The organism is Variovorax sp. P1_H2 (assembly GCF_056405295.1).
Genome location: NZ_JBFUCJ010000046.1, coordinates 28,996 through 45,447 on the forward strand (window position 1 = coordinate 28,996; position 16,452 = coordinate 45,447).

Consider the following 16,452-nt stretch of genomic DNA (forward strand, 5'->3'; position numbering starts at 1 on the left):
CACGCATCAGGGCATCTTGTGCGTCTCGTGCATCAGGCCCGGCATCATGTTGTGATTCAGGTGGTACATGACCCACAGCGAGCCGCTCAGCGTGATCACGACCAGCACCACGGTGAAGATCAGGGCCAGCATGGTCCAGCCGTTCTCCGACCGGGCGTTCATGTGCAGGAAGTAGATCATGTGGACCACGATCTGCACCGCCGCGAAGGCGAGGACCACCAGGGCCGTGGTGCTGCTCTTCTCGAACACGTTGCCCATCACGAGCCAGAAGGGGATCGCGGTCAGGATCACCGACAGGATGAAACCCGTCATGTAGCCCTTGAAGGTGGCGTGGGGCGCACCGTCGTGCGCGTGCTCGTCATGGCCGCCGTGATCGGCGTGTTCGTTGTGCGCGCTCATGGCAACACTCCCATCAGGTACACGAAGGTGAAGACGCCGATCCAGACCACGTCCAGGAAGTGCCAGAACATCGACAGGCACAGCAGCCGGCGGCGGTTGTCGGCGACGAAGCCGCGCTGCCCCAGCTGCACCATGAGCACCACCAGCCAGACCAGGCCGAAGGTGACGTGCAGGCCGTGGGTGCCGACCAGCGCGAAGAAGGACGACAGGAAGGCGCTGCGCTGCGGCACCGCGCCTTCGTGGATGAAGTGCACGAATTCGAAGAGCTCGACCGCGATGAAGCTGGCGCCGAACAGGGCGGTGACGACCAGCCAGACCAGCGTCGCCTGCATGCGCTTGCGCTGCATCTCGATCATCGCGAAACCGTAGGTGATCGAGGACAGCAGCAGGAAGGCGGTGTTGAGCGCCACCAGCTTGAGGTCGAACAGGTCGGCGCCCGAGGGGCCGGCCGCGTAGCTGCGGCCCAGCACCGCGTACATCGCGAACAGGCAGGCGAACACCAGGCAGTCGCTCATCAGGTAGAGCCAGAACCCGAGCAGGGTGCCGTTCTCGGGGTGATGCTCGCCCTGCACGTGGAAGCGCGGGTCCGGATGGGCGCCCAGGGCGCCGGCGGGGGAAAGAACGGTGGTATCAGACATGGCCGGCGAGCAGGCGGGTACGAGCGCCTTCGGTGCGGACGACTTCCTCCGTGGGGACGTGGTAGTCGCGCTTGTAGTTGAAGGTATGGACGATCACGGCGATCAGCGTCGCGGCGAAGCAGATGCCGGCCGGCAGCCACATCTGCCAGATCAGCGTGAAGCCGCAGGCCGCGGCCAGGGCAGCGATGACGAAGCCGGCGCCGGTGTTCTTCGGCATGTGGATCGGGATGAAGCCTTCGAGCGGCCGGACGTAGCCGTGCTTCTTCATGTAGGTCCAGGCGTCGTTGTCCTGCACGCGCGGCGTGAAGGCGAAGTTGTAGGCCGGCGGCGGCGAGGAGGTCGACCATTCGAGCGTGCGGCCGTTCCATGGGTCGCCGGTCTTGTCGCGCAGCGAATCGCGGCGCACGTAGCTCACCACCAGCTGGATCAGGAACGAGCCGATGCCGAGCGCGATCAGCACGGCGCCGAAGGCCGCGATCTGGAACCAGATCTGGTAGGACGGATCCTCGAAGTGGCTCACGCGGCGGGTCACGCCCATCAGGCCCAGCACGTAGAGCGGCATGAAGGCGAAATAGAAACCGATGACCCAGAACCAGAACGAGCATTTGCCCCAGAACGGCTCGAGCCTGTAGCCGAAGGCCTTCGGGTACCAGTAGGTGATGCCGGCCATCAGGCCGAACAGCACGCCGCCGATGATCACGTTGTGGAAGTGCGCGATCAGGAACAGGCTGTTGTGCAGCACGAAGTCGGCCGGCGGCACCGCCAGCAGCACACCGGTCATGCCGCCGATCACGAAGGTGATCATGAAGGCGATCGTCCACATCATGGGCAGCTCGAAGCGGATGCGGCCCTTGTACATCGTGAACAGCCAGTTGAAGATCTTCGCCCCGGTCGGGATCGAGATGATCATCGTCGTGATGCCGAAGAAGGAGTTCACGCTGGCGCCCGAACCCATCGTGAAGAAGTGGTGCAGCCACACGAGGTACGAGAGGATCGTGATCACCAGCGTGGCGTAGACCATCGAGGCGTAGCCGAACAGGCGCTTGCCGCTGAAGGTCGCGACGACCTCGGAGAACACGCCGAACACCGGCAGCACCAGGATGTAGACCTCGGGGTGGCCCCAGATCCAGATCAGGTTCACGTACATCATGGCGTTGCCGCCGAAGTCGTTCGTGAAGAAGTTGGTGCCGACGAAGCGGTCGAGCGACAGCAGGGCCAGCACGGCGGTCAGCACCGGGAAGGCGGCGACGATCAGGATGTTGGTGCAGAGCGCGGTCCAGGTGAACACCGGCATCTTCATCAGCGTCATGCCCGGGGCGCGCATCTTGACGATGGTCGCGATCAGGTTGATGCCCGAGAGCAAGGTGCCGACCCCCGCGATCTGCAAGGACCATATGTAGTAGTCGACCCCGACATCGGGACTGAACTCCAGCCCCGACAGCGGCGGGTAGGCGAGCCAGCCGGTGCGTGCGAACTCGCCGACGAACAGCGAGGCCATCACCAGCCCGGCGCCGAAGGTGGTCATCCAGAAGCTGAAATTGTTCAGGAACGGGAAGGCGACGTCACGGGCGCCGATCTGCAGCGGCACGACGAAGTTCATGAGGCCCGTGACCAGCGGCATCGCGACGAAGAAGATCATGATCACGCCGTGGGCCGTGAAGATCTGGTCGTAGTGGTGCGGCGGCAGGAAGCCGGCGTTGTCGCCGAAGGCGAAGGCCTGCTGGGCCCGCATCATGATCGCGTCGGAGAAGCCGCGCAGCAGCATCACCAGCCCGAGGATGATGTACATGACGCCGATCTTCTTGTGGTCGATGCTGGTGATCCAGTCGCGCCACAGCGTGCCCCAGACGCGGAAATAGGTGATCGCGGCAAGGATCGCGACGCCGCCGAGGACGACCGCGATGAAGGTCGCCAGCAGGATCGGTTCGTGTAAAGGAATGGCCTCCCAGGAGAGGCGGCCGAAGATGAGCTTCGTCAGGTCGGGATGGTCGGGCATCTTATTCTTCTCGGATGCGGGCGGTGGAAAGCGGAAGCGAAAGTCCGGCGGGATCGTTGACGCTGCACATGGCCGCTACGTAAGTGCGGGGCGGAATGCTGGCCTCGGGCTGCCAGGTGCGGGGCGAGACGTTGTAGGCGCCGACCTTGCCGAGTCCGCCGTCCGCGTCGATGGCCATCATCTGGTCCATGCACATCTTGTTTCGGTCGACGCAGCGGTTGACGATGGCGTCGTAGAGGTCGGGCGCGACCGCGGCGAAGCGGCGCACGGGCTCGCGTTCGCTCGGGCGCTCGAGTTCGAGGTAAGCGGCGCGGCTCAGCTCGCCGCCGGCCGCCTTGGCCTTCTGGACCCAGGCCTCGAAGTCGGTTGCGCTCACGCCGTGGAAGCGGAAGCGCATGCCGGAGAAGCCGGCGCCGCTGTAGTTGGCCGAGAAGCCCTCGAAGTCACCCGGCTTGTTGATCACCGCGTTGAGCTTGGTCTCCATGCCCGGCATGGCGTAGATCTGGCCGGCCAGCGCCGGGATGAAGAAGGAATTCATCACCGAGGAGGCGGTGATCTTGAAGACGATCGGCCGGTCCACCGGGGCCGCCAGTTCGTTCACCGTGGCGATGCCCTGCTCGGGGTAGATGAAGAGCCATTTCCAGTCGAGAGCGACGACTTCGACCGTCAGCGGCTTGGCTTCGGTCGGGACCGGGCGGCCGGCTTCGATGCGGCGCAGCGGGCGGTAGGGGTCCAGCGTGTGGGTGCTGATCCAGGTGATGGCGCCGAGGGCGATGATGATCAGCAGCGGGGCGCCCCAGATGGCCAGTTCCAGTTCGGTGGAGTGGTCCCAGTCGGGCGAATAGTTCGCCTCCTTGTTCGTCTGCCGGTAGCGCCAGGCGAAATAGATGGTGAGGGCGATCACCGGCACGATGATCAGCAGCATCAGGACCGTGGAGACGACGATCAGCTGGCCTTGCTGGCGGGCGACGTCGCCGGATGCGTTCAACAGCACCATGTCGCAGCCCGCCAACAGGGCGAGCGGGAGCAGGAGCAGTCCGCGAAAGTTCTTGAGGGGAGGCATGCCGGGAAATGAGCAATGGGTGCGCAAAAGGGACCACAATCTACTTCGTTTGGCGACTGCGGGATATTGGACGTTTTGTCCTATGGCGGCAATCTCGATTCGGTGAGACCCTCGGAGTATCCAGTTGAACACGACCCCCAAGCAGAAATGACGACGTCCAGCATCCGTCCTCCCAGCGTCTCTTCGCCGCTGCACGACACCCAGCACGACAGCCCCGACGCCGCCTCGGACCATTCGCCGATCGCTCCAGGCGAGATCGCGGTCGGCGTGATCATCGGCCGCGCCTCGGAGTATTTCGACTTCTTCGTCTACGGCATCGCCTCGGTGCTGGTGTTCCCGGCGGTCTTCTTCCCGATGGAAAACCGCCTCGAGGGCACGCTCTACGCCTTCGTGATCTTCTCCTTCGCCTTCATCGCACGGCCCTTCGGCACCGTGGCCTCGATGGTGATCCAGCGCCGCTTCGGCCGCGAGGCCAAGCTCACCGCCGCCTTGTTCATGCTCGGCATCTCGACCGCCGGCATCGCCTTCCTGCCGGGCTATGCCAGCATGGGCTTCGCGTCGATCGTCCTGCTGTCCATCCTTCGGGTCGGCCAGGGCATCGCGCTCGGCGGCTCCTGGGACGGATTGCCGTCGCTGCTGGCGCTCAACGCGCCCGAGAACCGCCGCGGCTGGTACGCCATGCTGGGCCAGCTGGGTGCGCCGGTAGGCTTCTTCGTCGCCAGCGCTCTGTTCGCGTACCTGTATTCAAGCCTCTCGATCGAGGACTTCCTCGACTGGGGATGGCGTTACACCTTTTACGTGGCGTTTGCGATCAATGTCGTGGCGCTGTTCGCCCGCCTGCGCCTGGTCGCCACCAACGAGTACGACCGCCTGCTCGAGCAACGTGAACTGGAGCCGGCCAGTGTCGTCGAGATCACGCGCTCGCAGGGCTACAACCTGGTCATCGGCGCCTTCGCCGCGCTGGCGAGCTATGCGTTGTTCCACCTGATCACGGTGTTCCCGTTGTCCTGGATCACCTTGTACTCGAGCCAGTCGGTGAGCGAATTCCTGGTCGTCCAGATGATCGGCGCGGTGCTTGGCGCCTGCGGCATCGTGGTTTCGGGCGTGATCGCCGACCGCATCGGCCGGCGCAACACCCTGGGCAGTCTGGCGGTGGCGATCGCGGTGTTCAGCGGCTTCGCGCCGACGCTGCTGGACGGCGGCAAGCTCGGCCAGGACGTCTTCATCCTGCTGGGCTTCGTGATCCTGGGCCTCTCCTATGGCCAGGCGGCCGGTGCGGTCACGGCCAACTTCGAGTCGAAGTACCGCTATACCGGCGCCGCGCTGACCGCCGACCTGGCCTGGCTGATCGGCGCCGCCTTCGCGCCGCTGGTGGCACTGGGCCTGTCGGCCAACTTCGGCCTCGGCTATGTCAGCGTCTACCTGCTTTCCGGCGCGCTCTGCACGCTGGCCGCGCTACGGGTCAACCGCGCCCTCGAAATCAAGGAGTAGAACCCCCTCCTGATGCGTTGGCGGCGCCTTCAGCGGCGCGCATGCCATTGGCGCCAGAGCGCCATCGCCAGCGTGATCAGCAGCGCGGCGAGGATCAGTGGGTGCTCGTAAGGCTTCAGGTGGCCGACCCAGGCATGCACCCAGCCCGTGAGCTTGAGGCCGAACAAGGTGATGACAGCCGCCCACAGGACCGCGGCCACGGCGTCGAGCGCGGCATAGACCGGGGTCCGCATCGGACCCATGCCGAGCGTGGCGGGCAATGCGATGCGCAGGCCCCAGGCGAATCGCATGAGGAAGATCGTCGCCACCGGATGCCGGCCGACGAAGCCGTTGACCCGCTCGACGTGGGCTCGCAGCTTGGGGCGCTTCGCCAGCAGCTCGGCGCCCTTGCGCCGGCTCAGGTGGAAGTAGACCTGGTCGGTCACGAACGCGGCTGCCGCGCCGCAGGCGATCAACGGCCCGAGTGACAGGTAGCCCTGGTGCACCGCGAAGGCGCCCAGCATCAGGATCGTCTCGCCCTCGAAGAGGCCGGCCACGAAGACCACGATGTAGCCGTATTGCTGCAGCAGGTCGGACAGATGCACGGGCGAGCCTCAGCCCGGAGGGGGAAAATCGCCCTTCTTCTGCCGCTCGCGAAACAGCGCCGCGCGCATCAGGAAGATGGTGGTGACCGGCGCGGTGAGCGCGACGAAGAGGGCGATCAGCAGCGCGTGCAGGAACAGGCTTCGGCCCTGGACCGAGAAGTAGATGATGGTGGCCAGGGTCATGCACCAGACGCCGAGCGTGGCACCGAGCGTGGGCGCATGGATGCGGCGGAAGAAGGTCGGCACCTTCACGAGTCCGAACGAGCCGATGGCCGCGAAGGCGGCGCCGGTCACGGCGAACACGGCGGTCAGGAGTTCCGCCCACAGCGGCAGCGGTCCCTGGATGATGCTGTTCATTCGATCACCTCCCCGCGCAGCAGGAACTTGGCGATCGCGGTCGAGCCGACGAAGCCGAACAGCGCGATCAGCATCGCGGCCTCGAAGTAGACGTTGCTCGCATAGATGATGCCGAGCACCAGCATCATCAGCATGCCGTTGATGTAGAGGCAGTCGAGTGCCATCACGCGGTCCTGCGCGGTGGGCCCGATCAGCAGGCGGTAGAGCGCGCACAGCATCGCCACCGCGAGCAGCAGCAGCGCAAGCTTGAGCGCCCAGAGGAGCGCGGGCGTCATGATTCGAAGATTTCCATCAGCGGGACCTCATAGCGCGACTTCACCATGGCGATGAAGGCCGCGACGTCGTCGGTGTCGAACACGTGGATCAGCAAGGTCGAGCGGTCGAGCGCGATCTCGGCCCAGGCGGTGCCGGGCGTCAGGCAGATGATCATCGCCAGCACCGCCAGCGCATTCGGATCGCGCAGCTCGAGCGGAACGCGCACGAAGCGCGGCGACATCCGGTCGTTGCGGCGCGTCAGCAGCAGGCGCGCCACCGTCAGCGCCGAATGGACCAGGTCGAAGGCGACCACGCCCGAGAGCCGCAGCGCCACCGCAGGCCGGCGCATCCGAGCCCGGGCCGGGCGCAGCGACTGGGTCAGCACCGGCACCGCGATCGCGAGGATGGCCGCCAGCAGCAGGGTGGCCGCGTCCAGCGACTGGTTCAGCAGCAGCCAGACGACGAACAGCGCCATCGACAGTGCCGGCGAGGGCAGCCAGCGCCTGATCATTTCGCAGCCTCCGGCGCGGCGACCGGGTTCGGCACCTGCGTCGCACCCAGCACCGCCTTGCGGTAGGCGGTCGGCGAGAACAGGCCGTCGGCGGTCGCGGCCGCATGATGCATCACCGTCCCGCCTTCGATCGTCAGCGCCATGCAGGCCGCGAGCAGCGCGGCGACCGGCAGCACCTCGAGCGCGGGCAGCGCCGGCAGGGTGGCATGGGCCTGGGTCCAGAAGTGCCGGATGCCGGTCCGGCCCAGCGCCAGCAGCGAGAAGAAGCCGGAGACCATCAGCAGCCCGAGGAAGACCCAGGCCGCCGGCGACACGCGCGCGCCGCCGAGCAGGCCCGACAGCATTGCGAACTTGCCGACGAAGCCCGACAGCGGGGGCATGCCCGCCAGCAGCAGCGTGCAGCAGACGAAGCTGAGCCCGAGGAAGGCGACGCCGGCCGGAATGGCGCGGCCGTAGAGCGCCTGGGCGTCGTCGTCGAGGTTGACGTCGTCGAGCCGGCGCAGGTCCTTGGACAGGAAAGGCGCGTCGCCCGCCGCCTCGTGCGGCGCGATGCTCGCGCCGGCGTTGCGCCAGCGCTCGACCATGTCGATCAGCATGAAGAAGGCGGCCGCCGCCAGGGTCGAGCTCAGCAGGTAGTAGAGGGCGCCGGCCCACACCGCCGGCTGGCCGAAGCCGATCGCCGCCAGCAGCGTCCCGGCCGAGACCAGCACGCTGTAGCCGGCGAGATTCGACAGCCGCTGGGTGCCGACGATGCCCAAGGCGCCGACGAACAGCGTCGCCAGCCCGGTCGTGATCAGCACACCCTGGCCGAATTGGGCCGAGGCGCCGGTGTCGGGCGCGAACAGCAGGCTCCAGAGCCGCAGGATCGTGTAGATGCCCAGCTTGGTCAGCAGGGAGAAAACCGCGCCGACCGGCGATACCGCGGCGCTGTAGGCCGGCACCAGCCAGAAATTGAGCGGCCAGGCGCCGGCCTTGGCGAAGAAGGCGGTCGCGAGGATGGCCGCCGCCGCATGCACCAGGCCGCGGTCGGCCGGATCGAGCTGCGCGATGCGCACGCCCAGGTCGGCCATGTTCAGCGTGCCCGTCACGCCATAGAGCAGCGAGGCGCCGATCAGGAACAGCGAGGAGGCCGCGAGGTTGATCGCCACGTAGTGCAGCCCGGCCTGCACCCGCAGCCGTCCCGAGCCGTGCAGCAGCAGGCCGTAGGAAGCGGCCAGCATCACCTCGAAGAAGACGAAGAGGTTGAACAGGTCGCCGGTCAGGAAGGCGCCGTTGAGCCCCATCAGCTGCAGCTGCAGCAGCGGATGGAAATGGACGCCCGCACGGTCCCAGCGCGAGGTCGAGTAGATCGAGGCGGCGAAGGCGACGACACCGGTCAGCGCGACCATCAGGCTCGACAGCCGGTCGGCCACCAGCACGATGCCGAAGGGCGCGCGCCAGTTGCCGGGCAGGTAGACGCCGATCGAGCCGGGGCCGCCGCCGGTATCGGCTGCATTGACCCAGCGCAGCAGCGCCAGCGCGGTCAGCAGGCCGACCAGCCCCGAGACCACGCTGAGCGCCGACTTGCTGCGGCGGTGTTCCTCGCCGAGCAGCAGCATCAGGGCGGCGGTCAGCATCGGCACCAGGATCGGCACAGCGATCAGGTGCGGCATGCTGAACTCGAGCAGCCGGTCGAGGAAGGCCGGGAACTCCGTCATTCCTGCGACTCCCGGCGTTCCTTGCCGTCCACGTGGTCGGTGCCGGTCAGGCCGCGCGAGGCCAGCAGCACCACCAGGAACAGCGCGGTCATCGCGAAGCCGATCACGATGGCGGTCAGTACCAGCGCCTGCGGCATCGGATCGGCGGTGTTCGCGAGGGTCGCGATCCGGCCTGGCTCGAGCACCGGCTCGCTGTCGACCTTGAGCCGGCCCATGCTGAAGATGAACAGGTTGACGGCGTACGAAATCAGCGTGAGCCCCATGATCACCTGGAAGGTGCGCGGCCGCAGCAGCAGGTAGACGCCCGACCCGGTGAGGACGCCGATGGCGATGGCGAGCACGACTTCCATGTCAGCGAAGCGACTCGATAGTCGAAGCGTCGTCCGTTCGTGAAACACCGCGGAACCGGCTTTGCCGGGCCGCTGGTGTTGCCCCCTTGAGGGGGCTGAGGGCCGCGGCTCCAAGCCTGCCTGCGTAGGCTTGGACGGACTCGAAGAGCCGCTGCCTCGGGCAGCGACTCCGGGCGGCTACACGAAGTGAGCAAGCAACGGGGGTGGTCATTTTTCGGCCTGCTCGTCGGACCAGCGGTGGCTGCGGATCGATTGGTGGGCGAGCGCGGTGAGTATCAGCATGGTGGCGCCGAGCACCAGGGCGAACACGCCCATGTCGAAGAACAGCGCGCTCGGTACGTGCACCTCGCCGACGAGCGGCAATTGCAGGTGCGCCGTGTGCGTCGTCAGGAACGGATAGCCGAGGACCACCGCGCCGCCGCCGGTCGCCAGCGCCAGCAGCAGGCCGGCCGCGATCCAGCGCCGCGGATAGATCCGCAGGTGCTCCTCGACCCATTCGGTGCCCGAGACGATGAACTGCAGCAACAGCGCCACCGACATCACGAGCCCGGCGACGAAGCCGCCGCCCGGCTGGTTGTGGCCGCGCATGAAGAAGTAGACCGAGACCAGCACCGACAGCGGCAGCAGCAGCCGCACCAGCACGGCCGGCACCATCAGGTAGCCGACCGCGGTGTCCTTGGCGCGGCGCGGATTCAGCAGGTCGCTGCTGCCGTCGTCGGGCTGCAGCCGTTGCTGGATCGGCAGCGCCATCGATTCGATCGCCGGACGGAAGCGACGCAGCAGCGCGTAGACCGTCAGCGCGACCACGCCCAGCACGGTGATTTCGCCGAAGGTGTCGAAGCCGCGGAAGTCGACCAGCATCACGTTGACCACGTTGCTGCCGCCGCCCTCGGACAGCGCGCTGTCGAGGAAGAAGGGCGAGATGCTGAGCGGGAATGGCCGCGTCATGACGCTCCAGGCGATGGCCGACATGCCGGTGCCGGCCGCGATCGCGATCGCGACGTCGCGGCCGCGCCGGCCCCAGGTTCGCAGCCAGCCGCGCACCGGTTCCTGCTGGGCGGTGCGCATCGGCAGCCAGCGCAGTCCAAGCAGGATCAGCACGGTGGTGACGGTCTCGACCACCAGCTGCGTGAGCGCCAGGTCGGGTGCCGAGAACCAGATGTAGGTGATGCAGCAGACCAGCCCTGCGCCCGAGGCCAGCATCAGCGAGGCCAGCCGGTGGAACTTGGCCTGCCAGGCCGCGCTGACCGCGCAGGTGGCGCCGATCAGCCAGGTCATCGCGAACATCGGCGAGAAGGGCAGCGGCGCTCGCGTGCCGCGCGCGACCGGCGTGACCCAGAGCGCCGCACCGGCACCGGCGACGGCGACCGCGACCAGCAGCAGCAGCTGCGTCTGCAGCCGGCGCGTACCGAGCAGGCGCCGGCTGCGTCGGCCGATCTCGCTGAGCCGTGCCATCGCGTTCTCGAAGATGCGCTGGCCGTCGAGGCGATGCAGCAGCGGCGTCGTCGAGAGCACGCCGAGCGCGCGGCCGCGCCGCTGCAGCAGGTAGAGCAGCGCGCCGCCGGCCAGCGCGATGAAGCTCATCATGAGCGGCAGGTTGAAGCCGTGCCACAGCGCCAGGCTGTAGGCGGGCAGTTCGCCGCCGACCACCGGCGCCGCCGCCGCGGCCAGGAGGGCCCCCACCGACCAGGCCGGCGCCACGCCGACCACCAGGCAGATCAACACCAGCAGTTCGACCGGCACGCGCATCCAGTGCGGCGGCTCGTGCGGTGTCTTCGGGAGGTCGGCGCCGCAGGGCGGGCCGAAGAAGACGTCGAACACGAAGCGCGCCGAATAGGCGACGCTGAAGGTGCCGGCCAGGGTGGCGATGATCGGCAGGCTGAGGTCGACCCAGCGGTTCGACTGGATGAAGACCGTCTCGGCGAAGAACATCTCCTTCGACAGGAAGCCGTTGAGCAGCGGCACGCCGGCCATCGAGGCACTGGCGATGATGGCCAGCGTGCCGGTGATCGGCATCAGCTTCAGCAGCCCGCTGAGCTTGCTGATGTCGCGGGTGCCGCTCTCGTGGTCGATGATGCCGGCGGCCATGAACAGCGAGGCCTTGAAGGTCGCGTGGTTCATGATGTGGAACACCGCCGCGACCGCCGCGAGCGGGCTGTTGAGCCCGAGCAGCAGCGTGACGAGGCCGAGATGCGAGATCGTCGAATAGGCCAGCAGCGCCTTCAGGTCGCGCTGGAACATCGCCACGTAGCCGCCGAGCAGCAGCGTGATCGCGCCGGCGCCGCCGACCAGCCAGAACCATGGCTCGGTGCCCGAGAGCACCGGCCACAGGCGGGCCATGAGGAACACGCCGAGCTTCACCATCGTGGCCGAATGCAGGTAGGCCGACACCGGTGTCGGCGCCGCCATCGCACGCGGCAGCCAGAAGTGGAACGGGAACTGCGCGCTCTTGGTAAAGGCGCCCAGCAGCACCAGCACCAGCACCACCGGATAGAGCGGGTTGGCGCGGACCAGGTCGCCCGAGGCCAGCACCATGTCGAGGTCGTAGCTGCCGACGATGCGGCCGAGGATCAGCACGCCGGCCAGCAGGCACAGCCCGCCCGCGGCCGTGACCGCGAGTGCCATGCTGGCACCGCGCCGCGCATCGCGCCGATGGTGCCAGTAGCCGATCAACAGGAACGAGAACAGGCTGGTGAGCTCCCAGAACATCACCATCTGGATCAGGTTGCCCGACAGCACCACGCCCATCATCGCGCCCATGAAGGCGAGGAGGAACGAGAAGAAGCGCGGCACCGGGTCCGAGGCCGACATGTAGTAGCGCGCGTACAGCACCACGAGCGCGCCGATGCCCAGCACCAGCATGCAGAAGAGCCAGGCGAAGCCGTCCATGCGGAAGCTCAGGTCGAGTCCGAGCACGGGCAGCCACTCGACCCGCTGGCGGATCACGTTGCCGTTGGCAAGGTCTGGAAAGAACCAGGCGGCCTGCACCGCGCAGCCCAGCGCGACCAGCCCCGCCAGCGTCGACTCCCGGTTGCGCGCGTTCGATGGCAGCAATGCGGCGAGCACGCTGGCGACGAAGGGGAGTGCAACGAGGAGGACAAGGGGCATTGCGATCGATTCTATCGACCGCCCCTTCGGCAATTCCCTCGCTCAGGCCATGAATTGCCGGACCGTCCGGATGCCCAGCCAGGTGAGGGCCAGGGAGCCCGCCACGTGCAGCGTGGCGGTGCCCAGTGCGAGCACGAGGCGTCCCTGCGTCAGCATGGCGACGACTTCGGCCGAGAAACTCGAGAAGGTCGTGAGTCCGCCGAGGAAGCCGGTGATGAGCGCGAGTCGCCAGACCGGATCGAGTTGCGGCATGGCCTGGAAGGTGGCGACCGCGATCCCGATCAGGTAGCCGCCGACCAGGTTCGCGGCCACGGTTCCCCATGGCAGCGAACCGGGGGTCGACAGCCAGAGCCCGAGGCCCCAGCGGCTCAGGGCGCCGATGGAGGCGCCGGCACAGATGGCAATGACGTGAAGAGGCATGAGAGGCGCGATGCGCTCACGGCGCCATCTGCTGCGGCAACCAGGTGACGAGTTGCGGCGCGACGTAGATGATCAGCACCGCCGCCACCATCAGGAAGAACATCGGCAAGGTGACGCGGGCGATGTAGAGCAGGTCGCGGCCCGTCATGCCCTGCAGCACGAACAGGTTGAAGCCCACCGGCGGCGTGATCTGCGCCATCTCCACCACCAGCACGATGAAGATGCCGAACCACACCGGGTCGATTCCCGCGGCCGTCACGGTCGGCATGATCACGCCCATCGTCAGCACCACCATCGAGATGCCGTCCAGGAAGCAGCCGAGCACGATGTAGAACAAGGCCAGCATCACGATCAGCTGGAACTTCGACAGCCCGAGCGAGCCGATCCACTCGGCCAGATGCCGCGGCAGCCCGATGTAGCCCATCGCCAGCGTGAGGAAGGCGGCTCCCGCGAGGATCAGCGCCATCATGCAATACAGCCGCGTCGCGCCCAGCAGCGACTCCTTGAAGGTGCTCCAGTTCAGCGACCCCTGCAGGGCCGAGATGACCAGCGCGCCGACCACGCCCACCGCGGCGGCCTCGGTGGCGGTCGCAATGYCGGCGTAGATCGAGCCGAGCACCGAGAGGATCAGCAGCGCGACCGGGATCAGGCTCAGCGACGCCCGCAGCTTGGCGCCGAAGGGCATCGGCGGATCGGCCGGCGGCACCCGGTCCGGATGCAGCAGGGCCCAGACGGCGATGTAGCCCGAGAACAGCACGGCCAGCATGATGCCCGGTACCACGCCGGCGATGAAGAGCCGGGCGATCGAGACGTCGGCGCTGACGCCGTAGACGATCATGATGATCGAGGGCGGGATCAGCAGGCCCAGCGTGCCGGCGCCGGCCAGCGTGCCGATCACCATGTCGTCGGGATAGCCTCGCCGCTTGAGCTCGGGCAGCGTCATCTTGCCGATCGTCGCGCAGGTGGCGGCACTCGAGCCCGAGACGGCGGCGAACACGGCGCAGCCCGCCACGTTGGTGTGCAGCAGGCGCCCGGGCAGGCTCTGCATCCAGGGCGCCAGGCCCTTGAACATGTCTTGCGAGAGCTTGGTGCGGAACAGGACCTCGCCCATCCACAAGAACAGCGGCAGCGCCGTCAGCGTCCAGCCGGAGGCCGAGCCCCAGATCGTCACGGCCATCGCGTCGCCGGCCGGACGGGCGGAGAACAACTGCATGCCGATCCAGGCGACGCCCGAGAGCGTGAGGCCGATCCAGACCCCGCTGCCGAGGATCAGGAACAGCGCGAGGATCAGCAGGCCGGCAACCGCGACGTCACTCATGGCGCAGCGCCTCGGCGTTCATCTGCAGCGGGCGTCCGTTCCATTCGACGAAGAACTCGTCGACGGTGGCGATCGCGAACACCACGGCACCGATGGCCATGCCCAGCTGCGGCAGCCACAGGGGCGTCGCGTCGTTGCCGGTGGAGATGTCGTTGTAGCCGTGCGATTGCCAGGCCAGCCGCACGCTGTAGAAGGCGAACAGTGCCGCCAGCATGGCCGCGGCGCCACAGGCCCAGCGTTCCAGCCAGCGGCGTCCGGTCGGCCCCAATCGGGAGACGATCAGCGAAACGCGGATATGCTCGCCGCGCTTGAGCGTGTGGGCCAGCGCCAGAAAGCCGCTGCCCGCCATGAGGTAGCCGGCATAGGCGTCGATGCCCGGGATGTTGAACTGCAGCTGCCGTCCGATGATCGACAGCAGCACCATCACCAGCAGGCCGACCATGAAAAGCGCCGCCAGGGCGGCGGCGCTGCCATAGAGAAAGTCGAGTGTCTTGCGCATTGGAGCCGGTCGTTCGCCCTACATCTTCTTGAAGGCGTCGACCACGCCCTGGCCTTCGGGCCCGGCCTTCTCGAGCCATTCCTTGATCATCGTGTCGCCGACCTTCTTCATGTCGGACTTGAGCTGGGCCGATGGCGCATGGATGGTCATGCCGTTCTTCTTCAGCAGTTCGAGGTACTCGAGGTTCTTCTTCTTCGACAGCTCCCAGCCGCGCTTCTCGGCCTCGGCCCCGGCCTTCAGCAGCGCCTCCTGCGACGGCTTGTCGAGCGCGTCGAAGGCCTTCTTGTTGACCAGCACGGCGTTCTTCGGCAGCCAGGCCTGCGTGTCGTAGAAGTTCTTGATGTACTCGTAGGTCTTGGTGTCGTAGCCGGTCGAGCCGGAGGACATGTAGGACTCGATCACGCCGGTGGCCATGGCCTGCGACAGCTCGGCCTGCTGCACCGTGACCGGCTGGGCGCCGACCAGTTCGCCGATGCGCGCCGTCGCGGGGCTGTAGGCACGCCACTTGACGCCTTTCAGGTCTGTGGCCGACGCGATCTCCTTCTTGACGAAGATGCCCTGGGGCGGCCAGGCGACGGCGTAGAGCAGCATGATGCCCTGCTCGGCCAGCTTCTTCTCGAGCACCGGCTTCTGTGCCTGGTAGAGCTTCCACGCGGCGTCGTAGCTGTCGGCCAGGAACGGGATGCCGTCGGCACCGAACATCTGCCATTCGTTCTGGTAGTTGACCAGCAGGATCTCGCCCATCTGCGCCTGGCCGCCCTGCACCGCGCGCTTGATCTCGGGGGCCTTGAACAGGGCCGCGTTCGGATGCACCGTGATCTTGAGCTTGCCTGCACTGGCCTTGTCGACGTCGCTCGCGAACTGCGTGATGTTCTCGGTGTGGAAGTTGGTGGCGGGGTAGGCCGTGGGCAGGTCCCACTTGGTTTGCGCGAACGCTGCTGCGCCAAGGGTGAGGCCGGCGAGTGCAATGCCGAACTTGTGATTCATGGACTCTCCAGAACGTGCGAAATTGAAAAAGGCGATCGGCAGCATACGTGCAAATATCGGGCCATCGCTCGGGCATTTCCCTGCCATCGGCCGTGGCGTGGCCGCGGGGGAAAGCGACAACGCAAAAGCCGCCCGAAGGCGGCTTGGGATCAGCGGCGGCGCGTGCGCGCCTCGCCCGGGGTTACGGCTTGGAAGCCGTCTTGGCGGGGCTGGCTGCGGCGGCCTTCTTCGGCTCGGCCTTGACCTCGTTCTTCGGCACCTCGGCCGGCGCAGGCGCAGCACCGAAGGCCTGGCCGTTCACTGTCAGGCCTTCGGCCGACAGCTTGGTGGCCGCCTTCTCCTTCACGCCCTTGACCCGCGTCATGAAGTCCGTCCAATCCTTGAACGGCGCTTCCTTGCGTGCATCCGTGATGCGCCTGGACAACGCGGGGCCGACCCCCTTGATGCCATCGAGTTCGGCGTTGGTGGCCTTGTTGACATCGATGGCCGCCCAGGAGGCGACCGCGAACAGCATGGCCGTGATGGCCACGATCTTTTTCATCATTTCTTCTCTCCCTGACATGGTGTGAGAAGCGCCGAAACGCTCCACCGTGCGCCGAGTGCGCCCGGCGCGGACCATGATAGCGGCGAAGGGCCGATTCGGGGGGCGCGAAACAGTGAGGGAGCGCGGGGGCTCAGGCCGGCGCCGGGCCGCCCCAAGGCGGCCTGCGGCCCCCTCGGGGGGCAGCGACCCCATGAAGTGAGGGAGCGTGGGGGCTCAGGCCGGCGCCGGGCCGCCC

17 protein-coding genes are annotated in these 16,452 nt (G+C 67.2%); 1 reads left to right on the plus strand and 16 read right to left on the minus strand.

Annotation, left to right across the window (positions count from 1 at the left end; all coding sequences use genetic code 11):
• Positions 1–6 precede the first annotated feature (6 nt).
• Genes cyoD through cyoA form a run of 4 tightly spaced genes read right to left on the minus strand, consistent with a single transcriptional unit; the run spans position 7 to position 4,096 of the window.
• A complete protein-coding gene (gene cyoD / locus AC1D2E_RS17395; protein WP_478198539.1) occupies positions 7–399 on the minus strand; it encodes a cytochrome o ubiquinol oxidase subunit IV in 393 nt (130 codons plus the stop codon).
• On the minus strand, positions 396–1,037 hold the full coding sequence (cyoC, locus tag AC1D2E_RS17400) for a cytochrome o ubiquinol oxidase subunit III (RefSeq protein ID WP_478198540.1): 642 nt from the start codon (positions 1,035–1,037) through the stop codon (positions 396–398). Before cyoC ends, cyoD begins: the two co-directional genes overlap by 4 nt.
• Positions 1,030–3,033 carry a cytochrome o ubiquinol oxidase subunit I gene (cyoB, locus tag AC1D2E_RS17405; RefSeq protein WP_478198541.1) on the minus strand — a complete coding sequence of 668 codons (2,004 nt, stop codon included), beginning with the start codon at positions 3,031–3,033 and terminating at the stop codon, positions 1,030–1,032. Before cyoB ends, cyoC begins: the two co-directional genes overlap by 8 nt.
• A gap of 1 nt (position 3,034) precedes the next feature.
• Positions 3,035–4,096, minus strand: a complete 1,062-nt coding sequence (cyoA, locus tag AC1D2E_RS17410) for a ubiquinol oxidase subunit II (RefSeq protein ID WP_478198542.1) — start codon at positions 4,094–4,096, stop codon at positions 3,035–3,037.
• Positions 4,097–4,243: 147 nt separating this feature from the next.
• On the opposite strand from cyoA, the gene AC1D2E_RS17415 reads away from it, so the two are divergent.
• On the plus strand, positions 4,244–5,587 hold the full coding sequence (locus tag AC1D2E_RS17415) for an MFS transporter (RefSeq protein WP_478198543.1): 1,344 nt from the start codon (positions 4,244–4,246) through the stop codon (positions 5,585–5,587).
• A gap of 29 nt (positions 5,588–5,616) precedes the next feature.
• On the opposite strand, the gene AC1D2E_RS17420 is transcribed toward AC1D2E_RS17415, so the two are convergent.
• The 12 genes from AC1D2E_RS17420 to AC1D2E_RS17475 form a co-directional block, all read right to left on the minus strand.
• Positions 5,617–6,171 carry a DedA family protein gene (locus tag AC1D2E_RS17420; RefSeq protein WP_478198544.1) on the minus strand — a complete coding sequence of 185 codons (555 nt, stop codon included), beginning with the start codon at positions 6,169–6,171 and terminating at the stop codon, positions 5,617–5,619.
• Between the two features lie 9 nt (positions 6,172–6,180).
• Positions 6,181–6,528, minus strand: a complete 348-nt coding sequence (gene mnhG / locus AC1D2E_RS17425; RefSeq protein WP_478198545.1) for a monovalent cation/H(+) antiporter subunit G — start codon at positions 6,526–6,528, stop codon at positions 6,181–6,183.
• Entirely contained in the window at positions 6,525–6,803 is a 279-nt protein-coding gene (locus AC1D2E_RS17430) for a K+/H+ antiporter subunit F (protein ID WP_478198546.1), read from the minus strand. The genes mnhG and AC1D2E_RS17430 overlap by 4 nt, the downstream gene beginning before the upstream one ends.
• Complete coding sequence (locus AC1D2E_RS17435; protein ID WP_478198556.1) at positions 6,800–7,291, minus strand: Na+/H+ antiporter subunit E; 492 nt, start codon at positions 7,289–7,291, stop codon at positions 6,800–6,802. Before AC1D2E_RS17435 ends, AC1D2E_RS17430 begins: the two co-directional genes overlap by 4 nt.
• Positions 7,291–8,991, minus strand: a complete 1,701-nt coding sequence (locus AC1D2E_RS17440; RefSeq protein ID WP_478198547.1) for a monovalent cation/H+ antiporter subunit D — start codon at positions 8,989–8,991, stop codon at positions 7,291–7,293. Before AC1D2E_RS17440 ends, AC1D2E_RS17435 begins: the two co-directional genes overlap by 1 nt.
• Positions 8,988–9,341, minus strand: coding sequence for a Na+/H+ antiporter subunit C (locus AC1D2E_RS17445; RefSeq protein ID WP_478198548.1), 354 nt, complete (start codon positions 9,339–9,341; stop codon positions 8,988–8,990). The genes AC1D2E_RS17440 and AC1D2E_RS17445 overlap by 4 nt, the downstream gene beginning before the upstream one ends.
• 207 nt (positions 9,342–9,548) lie before the next feature.
• Complete coding sequence (locus tag AC1D2E_RS17450; RefSeq protein ID WP_478198549.1) at positions 9,549–12,449, minus strand: monovalent cation/H+ antiporter subunit A; 2,901 nt, start codon at positions 12,447–12,449, stop codon at positions 9,549–9,551.
• Positions 12,450–12,491: 42 nt separating this feature from the next.
• The gene (crcB, locus tag AC1D2E_RS17455; protein ID WP_478198550.1) at positions 12,492–12,869 is read right to left on the minus strand and encodes a fluoride efflux transporter CrcB; all 378 of its coding nucleotides are present in this window, start codon (positions 12,867–12,869) and stop codon (positions 12,492–12,494) included.
• A 16-nt stretch (positions 12,870–12,885) separates the two neighbouring features.
• Positions 12,886–14,187, minus strand: a complete 1,302-nt coding sequence (locus AC1D2E_RS17460) for a TRAP transporter large permease (RefSeq protein WP_478198551.1) — start codon at positions 14,185–14,187, stop codon at positions 12,886–12,888.
• Entirely contained in the window at positions 14,180–14,686 is a 507-nt protein-coding gene (locus AC1D2E_RS17465) for a TRAP transporter small permease (RefSeq protein ID WP_478198552.1), read from the minus strand. The genes AC1D2E_RS17460 and AC1D2E_RS17465 overlap by 8 nt, the downstream gene beginning before the upstream one ends.
• A gap of 18 nt (positions 14,687–14,704) precedes the next feature.
• Positions 14,705–15,673, minus strand: a complete 969-nt coding sequence (locus AC1D2E_RS17470) for a TRAP transporter substrate-binding protein (RefSeq protein ID WP_478198553.1) — start codon at positions 15,671–15,673, stop codon at positions 14,705–14,707.
• A 181-nt stretch (positions 15,674–15,854) separates the two neighbouring features.
• On the minus strand, positions 15,855–16,217 hold the full coding sequence (locus AC1D2E_RS17475) for a ComEA family DNA-binding protein (protein ID WP_478198554.1): 363 nt from the start codon (positions 16,215–16,217) through the stop codon (positions 15,855–15,857).
• Positions 16,218–16,452: the final 235 nt, after the last annotated feature.

Coding starts and splice junctions, on each gene's coding strand:
- cyoD (WP_478198539.1), bottom strand. CDS start 399: ATGAGCGCGCACAACGAACACGCCGATCACGGCGGCCATGACGAGCAC.
- crcB (WP_478198550.1), bottom strand. CDS start 12,869: ATGCCTCTTCACGTCATTGCCATCTGTGCCGGCGCCTCCATCGGCGCC.
- cyoC (WP_478198540.1), bottom strand. CDS start 1,037: ATGTCTGATACCACCGTTCTTTCCCCCGCCGGCGCCCTGGGCGCCCAT.
- AC1D2E_RS17475 (WP_478198554.1), bottom strand. CDS start 16,217: ATGATGAAAAAGATCGTGGCCATCACGGCCATGCTGTTCGCGGTCGCC.
- cyoB (WP_478198541.1), bottom strand. CDS start 3,033: ATGCCCGACCATCCCGACCTGACGAAGCTCATCTTCGGCCGCCTCTCC.
- AC1D2E_RS17415 (WP_478198543.1), top strand. CDS start 4,244: ATGACGACGTCCAGCATCCGTCCTCCCAGCGTCTCTTCGCCGCTGCAC.
- AC1D2E_RS17440 (WP_478198547.1), bottom strand. CDS start 8,991: ATGACGGAGTTCCCGGCCTTCCTCGACCGGCTGCTCGAGTTCAGCATG.
- AC1D2E_RS17450 (WP_478198549.1), bottom strand. CDS start 12,449: ATGCCCCTTGTCCTCCTCGTTGCACTCCCCTTCGTCGCCAGCGTGCTC.
- AC1D2E_RS17430 (WP_478198546.1), bottom strand. CDS start 6,803: ATGACGCCCGCGCTCCTCTGGGCGCTCAAGCTTGCGCTGCTGCTGCTC.
- AC1D2E_RS17470 (WP_478198553.1), bottom strand. CDS start 15,673: ATGAATCACAAGTTCGGCATTGCACTCGCCGGCCTCACCCTTGGCGCA.
- cyoA (WP_478198542.1), bottom strand. CDS start 4,096: ATGCCTCCCCTCAAGAACTTTCGCGGACTGCTCCTGCTCCCGCTCGCC.
- mnhG (WP_478198545.1), bottom strand. CDS start 6,528: ATGAACAGCATCATCCAGGGACCGCTGCCGCTGTGGGCGGAACTCCTG.
- AC1D2E_RS17465 (WP_478198552.1), bottom strand. CDS start 14,686: ATGCGCAAGACACTCGACTTTCTCTATGGCAGCGCCGCCGCCCTGGCG.
- AC1D2E_RS17445 (WP_478198548.1), bottom strand. CDS start 9,341: ATGGAAGTCGTGCTCGCCATCGCCATCGGCGTCCTCACCGGGTCGGGC.